Raw genomic sequence first — 11,951 nt, 5'->3', positions numbered from 1 at the left:
GAGACGCGACATGAATCTGCAGTTTGACGATACGATTGTGGCACTGGCGTCTGCTCCCGGAGCAGGCGCAGCCGGCCTGATTCGCATCAGTGGTCGCGAGATTCTACCCTGTCTGTCAGCCTGTTTTGAAGCGGAAACGGACTGGCAGCAGAGCATACACTCGCAGCGGTATCCGGGAACACTGCAACTGGCAGGTTCCGAAACCCGCCTGCCGGGGGCACTCTATTACTGGCCGACGTCGCGGAGCTTTACCGGTCAGCCGCTGGCGGAATTTCATACCGTCAGTTCTCCCCCTCTGCTGGAAGCCGCCATCGAGCAGATCGCTTCCCGCGGTGCCCGCATGGCGCGGCCCGGAGAATTCACCTTGCGTGCCTTTCTGGCAGGACGCGTCGATCTGATGCAGGCCGAGGCGGTGCTGGGGGTGATTGATGCGCACGATCATGAAGAGCTGAACCTGGCACTCAGTCAGCTGGCGGGAGGTGTCTCAACCCGGATCGGGCGGGCACGCATTGAACTGCTGGAACTGCTGGCCGAACTGGAAGCGGGGCTCGATTTTGTCGAGGAAGACATTGAATTCATAGACCGCGTGACGCTGGTCACCCGTCTGGAAGGCATTCGCGAGTTCTGCGAACAGCTATATGCCGATTCGGCACAGCGGATGGAGTCGACCGGGAGTCTGTCGCTGGTGCTGGCGGGGCTCCCTAATGCGGGGAAAAGCACACTGTATAATGCGCTGGTCGGGGATGCGGAAGCCGCACTCGTATCGGATGTCGCAGGTACCACCCGCGATTACCTGGTGACACCGCTGAATTGGAAAGGTCAGAGTATCCACCTGATTGATACCGCCGGCCTGGAAACGGGAGCACATGAAATTTCAGTCAGTGCTCAGAATTTTCGTCAGGCACAGACGCAACAGGCGGATCTGGTGGTCTGGTGCACGGCCGCTGATTTGACGCCTGAAATGAGTGCCGAGGACCGCAGTCAGCGCGATCAGTTGGCAGCCGTTCGCAATGTTCTGACGGTGCGTACGAAAAGCGATCTCTCTCCTGCCCCTGTGGATTCTCATTCGATAGAGGCCGACCTGGAGATCAGTGTTGCGGAGGGGACTGGTTTGGAAGCTCTGCAGGATCAGATACTGGAACGGCTGTCTGAGACGCATCGCGGGGGCAGGCATCTGATCGGCTCCACCGCGTCACGGTGTCGGGAAAGCCTGCGGGCAGCGGGTGAATCTCTGGGGGCTGCGGAAGAAGCTGCCGAGTTGCAACTCGGAGAAGAACTGGTGGCGATTGAAATACGCGAAGCCCTGCAGCATCTGGGGCAGATCGTCGGCCAGGTTTACACCGATGACATCCTCGATCGAATTTTCAGCAAGTTCTGCATCGGTAAATAAACTGTCGCATCAGACTGTCAGCGAGCGTGAAGCCAGTCCGGCACAGTTCCCGGCTGAATGCCCATCTGCGGAATGAAGTAGAAGAACATGAAGGCCGTGAGCAGGAATACGCCGATCAGATTCAGGATGATGCCGTAAGTCAGCATGTCGGACATCTTGATCTTTCCCGAAGCAAAGACAATCGCATTCGGGGGCGTAGCGATCGGCATGGTGAACGCACAACTGGCGGAGATCGCTGCGGGGATCATGATCAACCGAGGGTCAATTTCCAGACTGACCGCGGTAGCAGCCAGGATCGGCAGTACCGTATTCACGGTTGCGATGTTCGACGTGAATTCGGTCAGGAAGGTCAGCATCAGGCAGGCGGCCAGAACCAGAGCCCAGGCGGGCCAGCCGGCGATTACCTGCGAGAAGACATGCCCGACCCAGTCGGAGAGTTCGGTCGATTTGAATGCGCCCGCGATGGCAAAGCCGCCGCCAATCAGCAGCAGGACGCCCCAGGGCAGTCGTTCCGCGGTCTCCCAGTCCATGAGATATTCCGTCTGCCCCGTTTCGGATTTCCGGGCAGGAATAGCAAACATCAGAATCGCCATCCCCATGGCAACGGTCGAATCGTGGACCCAGCTTGAGGCCTGGTCTGCGGGGATGCCCCATTTCTTAAGGAAGTGAATGGGTAACTGTTCCCAGCCAGCCAGCAGCTCCCATTCACCAAAGATCAATGGTTTGCGCGTGACCCAGAGGATGGCGGTGGTCGCGAAGACGAACAGCATCAGGGCTTCCGCGCGGGTGGGTTGTCCCAGCTTCTGAATCTGTTCCTGAATAATATCTCGAGAGGATGTTTTGGAACTGGAGAGCGATGGCATTCTCCAGCAGAGAACCAGCCAGGTGATCATAATGAAGGTCACCCCGAACGGGACAACCATGATCATCCACTCCCCTGCCGAGAGTTGCGGGCCTTGCGGAAACTGAGCCAGCCAGATCTGCTGAAAGGCGATATTGGTGGGCGTGCCGATCAGCGTGGTGACTCCACCGATGCTGGCGGAATATGCGATGCCCAGCAGCAGCGCGACCGAAAAATGGCGAATGGCTTTAGAAGAATCGACGTTGGAATCGAACAGTGCGAGTTCGGACATGGAACCGATGATCGCCATGCCGATGGGGAGCATGAGCAGCGTAGAGGCGGTATTACTGATCCACATCGAAAGAAAGCCGGTTGCAAACAGGAACCCCAGCACGACCCGGCGGGGGCTCGACCCGACTACATTAATTGTATGCAGGGCAATGCGGCGATGGACGCCCCATTTTTCGATGCCCAGCGCGATAATGAACCCACCCATATACAGAAAGATATTCTGATTAATATAAGCCTGACTGACCGTCGCCGGGTTCTGGATACCGAACAGAGGAAAGGCAAACAGCGGAACCAGACTGGTAACGGCAATGGGCAGTGCCTGCGTCATCCAGAGGATCGCCATCAGTGCGGTCACCGCAGCCAGGCGCTGCGCAGCAGAGGACATATCGTCCGGCGTCGGCAGATTCAGAATGATGACAAACGCAATCAGGCTGAACAATTTACCGTAGAAGGGAATCCGACTTTCTGAAGTATGTGATGAGTCGCCAATCACGTAGAGAGTGTCCCTGGATTATCAGCAGGCGCGCTCACTGGGGAGCAGGCACTGTCAACAGGTTGAATCAGCGTGCCGAATCAGGCTTAGTCCTGTGCCGGATGGATGAACTGGTGTCCCTTCGGGCGGACGGTCAGAACCGGACAGGGGGCTTTCCGCACGACCTTCTCTGCCACGCTTCCGAGCAGGAGGTGCGCGGTGAAGGAACGACCGTGTGTGCCGACCACGATGACGTCGATGTCTTCTTTTTTCGCGTACTTCAGAATATCGACAAACGGATTGCCGTGTACCCAGTGGGTAACCAGATCGAGCCCTTCTTTATCTTCGTCCAGGATCCAGTTCTCAAGACGGGTTTTGGAGAAGTTTTCGAAGTCTTCCTTGGGCGGCAGTGCATAGCTTTCGAACATGGGCATGTAGACCACGGGGTCTTCAATCACGTTCAGCAGGTGCAGCTGGGCATCGAATTTCCTTGCCAGTTCGACGGCGTATTGAGTAGCGGCCTGAGAGGGTTCACTGAAGTCTGTGGGGATGAGGATTTTATTGATTTCAATCATGAGCGGTATCCTTTCAGTGGCCGGGCCGACTAAATTATTCTGGGGCAATCATTGCAAGCAGGCTCCATTATAAGGGGAGTCGTGCTGGAAACAATAGACGGGGGAAGCGGGAAACGACATTCGAAAAAGTGTTTCTTTTTTTTGTTAAGAAACCGAGGTCGTGGTTTGTGAAACCGGGATGATCTCCTTATGATGAGTTGAGGCTCCCGAGAGGCGGGGGCCTGTTTTGTAATGAAAACCGAACAATTTGAGACCTAGAGAAACAATCAATCGGGGAGGCAAAAGAATGGAAAAATGGCCTATTGGTGTATTCGCATCCGTCGACGCGGGACTGGGGGTACACTTCGATGTCGTCCAGGAGTTAGGAATCCCCACGATTCAGATTCATGCCCCCCATGCGGAGACTCGGACGAAAGAAGTTGCAGAAGATTTCATCAAGAAATGCAACGATGCCGGCATTCAGCTGACCTGCGTCTTCGGTGGTTTTGATGGCGAAAGCTACGCAGATATTGAAACAACGAAGAAGACCGTGGGGCTGGTTCCTGCCGAAACCCGGGCCGCCCGCACAGAAGAGATGAAAGAGATTTCCGATTTCGCCAAACTGCTGGGTTGTGATACCGTGGCGCTGCACATTGGCTTCGTTCCCGAAGATCGTGAATGCGACGATTACAAGGATCTGGTGAAAACCACCCAGGATCTGCTGGATCATGTCAAAGTGAACGGCCAGAATCTGAACCTCGAAACCGGGCAGGAAAGCGCCGATCATCTGCTTGATTTCATCGGTGATGTGGCTCGTGACAATCTGAAAATCAACTTTGATCCCGCGAACATGATTCTGTACGGGACGGGCGATCCGATTGCTGCCTTGAAACGGGTTGGCCATCTGGTCGGCAGTGTGCACTGCAAGGATGCCACCTGGGCTCCTGAAGATCAACGTGGCGTGGCCTGGGGAGCAGAAGTGCCTCTGGGGGACGGCGATGTTGGCATGGGAACTTACCTGCGGACTCTCAATGAAATCGGTTACACTGGCCCGTTGACCATTGAACGGGAAATTCCCGAGCAGCGGGATCAGCAGAAGGCTGATATCGGCAAAGCGGTCGCTTTGTTGACAGAGCTGAAAGAACAGCTGGCCTGAATGCTGCCTGTTTCTCCTGAAACTGCTGGCGGAGACTGTCTGTGAAGAACGTGTTTGAAGATGTGACCTGTGCCGGATGTTGCTGCGTCTGCGATAACATCCAGGTCACGACAGACGGCCAACAGATACTAGACGTGCAGACCACCTGCCCCCAGGGGCAGGCGTGGTTTGCGCGCTCCCGCCAGACGAATCAGTTACAGCCCCTGATCAGTGGCGCTGAAGCATCTCGGGAAGATGCTTTGACTCGCGCTGCAGAGCTGATTCAAAATGCGACCTCTCCCCTGCTCTTTGGCATGGGACAATCCGCGACCGAAGCTCAACGGGCTGCCATCAGTCTGGCGGATCGAATCGGAGCCACGATCGACAGCGGTGCCTCAGCCTCCACGCGTGCACTCCAGCAGGTGGGAGAAGCCTCCTGCACTTTAGGAGAAGTGCGTAGTCGTGCTGATTTGATTATCTACTGGAACGCGGAGAGTCTACGGGCGAATCCGCATCACCAGCAGAGCCTGAATTCCGGGACCGACGCGATTTCAAGGAAATTCGTCACCGTTGGTGCTTCCGCGTCAGATGCAAGTGCTGATGTTGATCTTGCACTCCGTGTTCCTGTTGAGGGGGAATTTGAAACCCTCTGGCGGTTACGGGCACTACTCAGGGGGATTGCTCTGAATGGTGATGTCCCCTCAGGTCTGTCAGCAGGAGAACTGGAATCACTGGCAGCGCTGATTCGGCAGAGTCGCTACATCGTGATTTTTTTCGGACCTGCTGTCTCTGAAGATCGCCTGTTCCATCGTAAGCTGGAAGCACTTTCATTACTGGCCCGGGAGATTCAGTCTGAACGTCGCTGTCATACCATGAATGTTCCTGCTGCAGGGGCTGCGAAAGGAGCCGAACCGGTGTTGGCCTGGCAGACAGGTTACGCAGCGGCTGTGAACTTTGCAGTCGGGTATCCCCGTTTTTCTCCCTGTGAATATGCGACTGTTCGCATGCTGGAACAGAAAGAGGCTGATGTCTGTCTGCTGATTGGTGATGCACCTTTGACGGGACTTTCGGAACTGGCCCTGCAGGAGTTACAACAGATCCCGCTGATTCATGTCGGCCCTGCTCCTCTGAGCGACCTTGAGCCGGAAGTCTTCCTTCCGACGGGGATCTCTGGTATCCATTCAGCCGGTTCCCTCTACCGTTTTGATGGAACACCGCTTCCATTACGTGCACTGATTGCCACGCCTCAGCCCAGTGAAGCAGAGGTGCTGCAGCAACTCGAAAGCCTGCTCACGCCTGTTTTGCCTATCTGTTAGCAGGTAAAACCCTTAGGTGATTTCTGGCGAAACAGCATGACTGTTATAACCGTCAGGACCTGAATGAGATTTTTGCCATGGACATCCCTCCTCGGGTGAGGGAGCAGAATTCTGACCTAGAGTTGAAATAAGTCTCTACTCAGGTGAACCATGGTGTGATCGGCAGCTCACACAGACGCTCAAAGCCGTCAGGTTTCATCAATTATTATTTATGGTTCGCTCAGGTTCCGATTATGATTACAGAAATTCAGGAAAAACCAGAACTCACTCACAGTGATGCAGCGGGAAATCAGGAGACCGTTGCGATTCGTGTAGAAGATCTGATCGTGGGACGCACGATTCAAAATCCGATCCATGACGCGAATGGTGTGCTCCTGCTGGCTGAAGGTTCCGTGATTACCTCACGTTTCAAAGATTTATTGCGCGAGCGAAAACAGAGCCATGTGGAACTGCACGGTGACGATGCTGCTACTGTAAGTCTGAATGCGCTGGTGGGTAATCCGCTGGTCGATGATCCCAATCGGGGGATTTTTTCGACCGAGTTGACAGAGAAGCTGGATAAGCTGATCGAATCGGGGTCGATGTTCGTCGCCAATACGGGGCCAGCACTCCGTGATTCGATGGTGGTGCATGGCTGTAAAGGATATGACCGGGAACATCGGGAAAACCTGTTCGCTCAGCAGCAGTCCTTCGGCGAGTCACTGGATAATATGATGCGTGGTGCTCTCAAGGGAAGCACGCCGAAGGGGTCTGAAATTGCTGGCATCGCTGCCAATTACCTGACTCAACTGACTTCCGATGCCGATTGTGTGATCTCAGTTGCCATGGAAGCTGGCTCCGACGAAACCCTTTCGCAGCACTGTCTGCAGATGTCGCTGTTAGGCATGGCAATTGGTTCCGAACTGAACCTGGATGAAACCAACGTAAGAAACATCGGTCTGTGTGGATTGGTGCACGACTGGGGCATGGTCAAGGTGCAGGCCAAAATCGGTAAATGGCGTCGCAAGCTCGATCCGCTGGAGCGGATGGAATTGCAGAAGCATCCTATCTTTTCTCTGGAAATACTGGAAGATGTGGCCGGGATTCCGAGTATTGTGCCGGTCGTCTGTTACCAGGTACACGAACAGCCAAATGGTGCCGGGTATCCTCGTCAACGGACTCAGAATATGATTCACCTGTTCGCCCGGATCTTAAATGTGGCGCATTGGTATGTATCACTGACCAGTTCCCGGGAGGACCGCCCTGCCCTGATGCCATATGCGGCCATGGAATACATGCTGCGGATGACTAACACGAAAACGATCGATTCTTCCTCCATGCGGGCCCTGTTGAACCTGCTCTCGCTGTTTCCGGTGGGAAGTTTCGTCACCCTGACAGACGGGAGTGCGGCCCGGGTGATTCGTCGTAACGGGGAAAATTATACGAGTCCGATCGTACAGATCATCCAGACCGCGGACGGCAAACAGGCCGATCCCCTGGATCCGAATTGCATTATTGATCTCCGCCAGAGTGATCTGCAAATAGATCAGGCCCTGCCCACCCCCGGCAAAGATGAGATCGATCTGTCATCAGAACTGTTTTACGGGCAGGTTTAAGCTGCCCTGACCGTTAAATTGCTGCTAATCCGAACCTCATAAGCCGTGAAACTGTCGATATTTGCAGAGCCAGATCCACTTCTCCGGGAAAACTGACGATTCCTGAATCAGAAACGGTGGTTATGCTTGAAACTGATCGCGGAATGGCTTATATTTCCATCTCGCTTCCATTAAGCGATGAATTCACAGGGAGTTAACGCCAGTGATTTCAAAGCGGAAACGAAGGGCATGTAGCTCAGTTGGTAGAGCACAGGACTGAAAATCCTGGTGTCGGCGGTTCGATCCCGCCCGTGCCCACTTTTTAACCAGAAAACGATGCCGAGCGGGAATGTCTTTTGATATTCCCGCTCGTTTGCGTTGGGGGCATGGGAAGAGCGCATGTCTGAGTTCTACGGTACAAACGATATCCTGTATTGTCCCGGCTTTGTCTGGTGTCTGCATGCAGATCCCGGGGATGGTGTGAAGCGACTGCAGCAGCGTTTGTACGAACGTTTTCAGTCTGAGGGGCGACAGGTCGTAGTCGCTGAAGAAGCTGACCCGCGTTCGATGCGAAAACGCCTGTTTCAAGAATCCGCTACGGTCGACTGGCTGGTGCAGAATTCCAGTCTCTCTCAAACTTCAGCCGAACAGACTATCGGCGACTTCCCCGTCCGGGTCGCTCCCCTGCTTTCACAAAACGCTGCGAATCCACGCCGCTTTCTCGGCATGGCTGCAGCCCTGTCAAAAGACCCCGAAGTCCTGCTCTATGACACGATGGGCATGGATCTGGCAGGGATGCGGAGATTGCATGCGTATGTCCGCGTGCGGTATGCAGGCTGTCTGATCTTTGTGACTCCCCGCACGGATTTGCAGACCGAGTTCTGTCCCTCGCAACTCTGTCCAACTCAGGGACAATGCCTCAGGGTTCAACTCTAAATGAGTTGATCACTTCGATGAACCGATCTGATCCTGCTGAAATTCTGTTGCTGGACCTGTAACTCGCGGTACGATGAAAGGATGCTGACATAGGATCCATCTGAAACAGGAGCCGGCGGGATGAATGCGGAACACGAATTGAATCTGGAAACGCTCGAACTGAAAGCCTTTGTGCCTGCGAAGGATTTCGAACTTTCCAAACGCTTTTACTCGGATCTCAGTTTTCAGGTTCCCTGGTCTTCGGATGAACTGGCCTATCTGCATTGTGGTAATTGCACGTTTCTGCTGCAGAAATATTACGTCAGAGAGCTGGCTGAGAATTTCATGATGCATCTCTCGGTCCAGAATGTGGATGACTGGCGGGAGCACGTGCGAGAACAGCAGATTGCCGAGAAGTATGGCGTGACAGTGACCGAACCGGAACAACGCCCCTGGCGGATGCGGGACTTTGTACTATATGACCCCTCCGGTGTATTGTGGCGGATCGCGGAAAACACGGATTGAGTTGTTGCAGTTGTGTTAGCGGGTTTCGTTATGAAAAGACGAATCATCCTACTGTTACTCTTGCTCGCTGGATGCTCAGGTAGCACTCCCTCTGCCGGGCCTGCGATCTCGTTTGATGAAGCTTCCGGCGTGATTACGATCAATCCGGCTGTCGATTCAAAGCAAAAAATCAGTTATGGCTTCTCGCTGGGATCGGTGACTGTGGAAACGCTGGGGCACAAAGAGGGGGAGTTACTCTTCGAGTACACCCACGAAGTCGAAGGGGGCTACACGGTCTATCTTTGCCGGGTTCCCGTGACCGATCAACCAGTGACGATCCAACTGCCGAAAGGCGGTGATACCGAGCCCGAGACTTCGTTTGACCTCGAAGACTGTGAGTTCGTGCGTCGAGGCAGTGTGTTCTTCGATTAATGTGCTGTCTTATTTTTGTGCTGAATAACTTAGTATGGGGAGAGCTGCCACCAAGTCTTGAGAGTCCTCCCGCATTTACTAAGAAACAGGTAAGGCTGCTGACGCAGAGGCTGGCTCGAATGTAAAAATGCACGACGACAGGAAGAAATAAATGAGAACCGGACTGTTGTTAATCGGCGTCATGCTGTGGGGGTGTCAGGAGAGACTGCCCCCTGCGGGAGACAAGATTCCTGTGGAGGCGGACGCGGCGTTGCAACAGGCACCGGTGTGGGAATTGTATTCGCTCGACCCGGATGTGGAACTGGACGAAGAAGACCCCGAGACCTTTCATGGCTGGAAAGTGCTGGGGAGTGTGGAGATCAAAGATAAGTCAACCCGTCAAAAGCTACTGGATTCGCTGCGAGCGAGTGTAGCTGCGAATCCGGGGGTCGTCGCTGCCTGCTTCTCGCCCCGGCACGGGATCCGGTTGAAGCAGAATGGTGAGCAACATGATTTTGTAATCTGCTTTCAGTGTTACCATATCAGGTGGTATCCGCATGACAAACCTGAGTCTGCCTTCAATCCTACGGATTCACCAGCAGACGCATTTAACAGTGTGTTGCAGCAGGCGAAGGTGCCGCTGCCGGCACAGCCGAAGTGAAAGAGAGCATATTTGAGATGTATTATCAGCGGATACTGTACTTGAAACAGAACCCACTTCAGGGCTGAAACGCAAGTGACATTAAAATTATCAGGATTCACTGAAACGATACCAGGATCAACGGGAGTTGCGATGAAATTTAGCTGCTACTGCGGGGAGACAATATTTGACTCGACGGACAATCTGCCTCAAAAGGGGCGTTTAATACCGGATCAGGACTGGCTGGCGATGTTTGATGCGCTGGAGGTCCAGGTTGTGGAACGTCTGGCTGCGGGAACGCTTTCGTTTGAAGCGGCCTGCATGAAGCTGAGAGAACTGATCTGCTCTCCAGTCCGAGGGATGTGGCAATGTGCGAGTTGTGGCAGGCTTTATGTTGATGATCTGGAGGGACAGTTGCAGTGTTACCTGCCCGAGAAAGACGAAACCGATAAGCGAGTTCTCCGCGGCGGGTAGGAAAGAAAACGACCGATTGCTGCTCACAAGGGAAGTGCCTCTGCGGATTGAGACATTTGAACTGCCCGATCCACACAGACTGATTTTGCCGTTGGTGAAAGACAATGAATAACAGTAGGCGACAACCAGAGAAACAAAGCTTGATGAGACAGGCGCAACAGACAGCATTCCGGTCTGAGCGATTATCGCAGATGAAGAAATCCAGGAGATTCTGGGAATGGGCGTCCTGTTTGTCTTTGGTGGCGACATTGATTCTGCCAGTGATAACAGTCTATGCAATTTATGTTTCGATCTCCAACATGCTTATAGGTCGGAGAGGGGTGGGGATTGATGCCTTGTTCCAAATGTTCTCTGTCATTCTACGTCTGGGGGGATCGGAGGTGCGTTCGCCTTAACTGCGTTTTGTATGATCCTAATCTCCAGAGAGATGGTGGTTAAACGGGGAAAGTCGGTAGAGGCACTGACGGTTGCACTTGATACGAAAGGCAGGAAAGGCTCTCAGGGTATCCGTCCGAGTAAGCCAGGCGACAGTGACAGGTAGGTTTGAAATCCATTCAGTTCCAGCGGGGTAAATCATCCCTTTTGTGGGTTGGTTGTGTGACGAGAGCGGCTGGGCATCTTTTTAGGATGAAGTATTCCAGTGTGAAGTTCACTTCTCCGCGGGGGCTTTCTGCTTCTCACTGCAGGCATCGCCCAAGGCGGTCAACAGTGGAGTGAGCGTCTTCACATCGTCCAGTGGGTTCTTTGCGTGGCCGGTACAGCGGAGTTTGAAGAAGGTGTTCGCATGGGACCAGACATAAGTGTCGGAGTTGACCTCACCCTGGTCAGTAGCGAGCTGGTAGCGGCACCAGAGTGCTTTTTGTGGTGAGTCACCCAGCGAGACGGTGCCGTGATCGGTTTCTGTCGCCGAGTTCCAGAGTCCAAGTTCCACTGCCTGTTCGATGCTGGCTTTGGCATGCTTCATTTCATTTTGCACGGGCTCGCTGTTGAGATTGTCGGGAATCTCTTTCAGGCCGCGCGTAAACTGATAGAAGGTCACCCTCATGCCCCCCGCGTGATCGTAGGACACTGAGAAGCCATGGTCGGCGGCCGGTAAGGCTCGGAGAGCGGAGCGTTTCCAGTCGGGGAGGTTCGGGAGTGGAAACACCGGGGGAGGCGGTTCGGCACTGGCCGATTCCTGCTCCAGTTTCTGGATCTCCTGCATAATTGCCTGGTTGGTAGCTTCCTGTTGTGGCGTGGGTCCCGGAACGTTCGCATTTTCCTGGTCCTGGCACCCAGTACAACAAATGAGTAGTAACAGAAATGAGATCTGTCTGGCGTTCCGCATGATGTCTCCGCAGCGAAGATTTTGAGGTTTGTGAATCAGAAGACAGTATTGTAACATGGGGTGATCTGTTGTCGAGTGTGGACCCTGGGAGCGAGAATCCATTGCGA

12 protein-coding genes and 1 tRNA gene are annotated in these 11,951 nt (G+C 54.0%); 10 read left to right on the top strand and 3 right to left on the bottom strand.

What is annotated here, in order from left to right:
• Positions 1–10 precede the first annotated feature (10 nt).
• A complete protein-coding gene (locus tag F1728_RS01055) occupies positions 11–1,390 on the top strand; it encodes a tRNA modification GTPase (protein WP_155362528.1) in 1,380 nt (459 codons plus the stop codon).
• Between the two features lie 17 nt (positions 1,391–1,407).
• Here the strand turns inward: F1728_RS01055 and F1728_RS01050 are convergent, their stop codons facing one another.
• Positions 1,408–3,015, bottom strand: coding sequence for an SLC13 family permease (locus tag F1728_RS01050; RefSeq protein WP_155362527.1), 1,608 nt, complete (start codon positions 3,013–3,015; stop codon positions 1,408–1,410).
• An 86-nt stretch (positions 3,016–3,101) separates the two neighbouring features.
• Positions 3,102–3,569, bottom strand: a complete 468-nt coding sequence (locus tag F1728_RS01045; RefSeq protein WP_155362526.1) for a universal stress protein — start codon at positions 3,567–3,569, stop codon at positions 3,102–3,104.
• A 286-nt stretch (positions 3,570–3,855) separates the two neighbouring features.
• Here F1728_RS01045 and F1728_RS01040 point away from each other — a divergent pair, with 286 nt between their 5' ends.
• The 9 genes from F1728_RS01040 (at position 3,856) to F1728_RS01000 (ending at position 10,517) form a co-directional block, all read left to right on the top strand.
• Positions 3,856–4,704 carry a sugar phosphate isomerase/epimerase family protein gene (locus F1728_RS01040; RefSeq protein ID WP_155362525.1) on the top strand — a complete coding sequence of 283 codons (849 nt, stop codon included), beginning with the start codon at positions 3,856–3,858 and terminating at the stop codon, positions 4,702–4,704.
• A 41-nt stretch (positions 4,705–4,745) separates the two neighbouring features.
• A complete protein-coding gene (locus tag F1728_RS01035) occupies positions 4,746–5,999 on the top strand; it encodes a hypothetical protein (protein WP_155362524.1) in 1,254 nt (417 codons plus the stop codon).
• Between the two features lie 233 nt (positions 6,000–6,232).
• A complete protein-coding gene (locus F1728_RS01030; protein ID WP_155362523.1) occupies positions 6,233–7,594 on the top strand; it encodes an HD-GYP domain-containing protein in 1,362 nt (453 codons plus the stop codon).
• Positions 7,595–7,818: 224 nt separating this feature from the next.
• Positions 7,819–7,891: transfer RNA gene (locus F1728_RS01025), tRNA-Phe, on the top strand.
• Between the two features lie 81 nt (positions 7,892–7,972).
• Positions 7,973–8,509: a hypothetical protein gene (locus tag F1728_RS01020; RefSeq protein ID WP_155362522.1), complete on the top strand. Its 537-nt coding sequence runs from the start codon at positions 7,973–7,975 to the stop codon at positions 8,507–8,509.
• 120 nt (positions 8,510–8,629) lie between these two features.
• Positions 8,630–9,013: a VOC family protein gene (locus tag F1728_RS01015; RefSeq protein ID WP_155362521.1), complete on the top strand. Its 384-nt coding sequence runs from the start codon at positions 8,630–8,632 to the stop codon at positions 9,011–9,013.
• 30 nt (positions 9,014–9,043) lie between these two features.
• Positions 9,044–9,424 (top strand): hypothetical protein, encoded by a 381-nt coding sequence (locus tag F1728_RS01010; protein ID WP_155362520.1) that lies wholly within the window; start codon positions 9,044–9,046, stop codon positions 9,422–9,424.
• Positions 9,425–9,575: 151 nt separating this feature from the next.
• Positions 9,576–10,064 carry a hypothetical protein gene (locus F1728_RS01005; protein WP_155362519.1) on the top strand — a complete coding sequence of 163 codons (489 nt, stop codon included), beginning with the start codon at positions 9,576–9,578 and terminating at the stop codon, positions 10,062–10,064.
• Positions 10,065–10,196: 132 nt separating this feature from the next.
• Positions 10,197–10,517 (top strand): hypothetical protein, encoded by a 321-nt coding sequence (locus tag F1728_RS01000; RefSeq protein WP_155362518.1) that lies wholly within the window; start codon positions 10,197–10,199, stop codon positions 10,515–10,517.
• 649 nt (positions 10,518–11,166) lie between these two features.
• Here F1728_RS01000 and F1728_RS00995 read toward each other — a convergent pair.
• On the bottom strand, positions 11,167–11,844 hold the full coding sequence (locus tag F1728_RS00995; protein ID WP_155362517.1) for a hypothetical protein: 678 nt from the start codon (positions 11,842–11,844) through the stop codon (positions 11,167–11,169).
• Between the last annotated feature and the right edge of the window lie 107 nt (positions 11,845–11,951).

It is taken from the genome of Gimesia benthica (assembly GCF_009720525.1).
Lineage (GTDB): Bacteria > Planctomycetota > Planctomycetia > Planctomycetales > Planctomycetaceae > Gimesia > Gimesia benthica.
The sequence above is the reverse complement of the archived record's forward strand: the minus strand, read 5'-3'. Positions and strand labels throughout refer to the sequence as shown.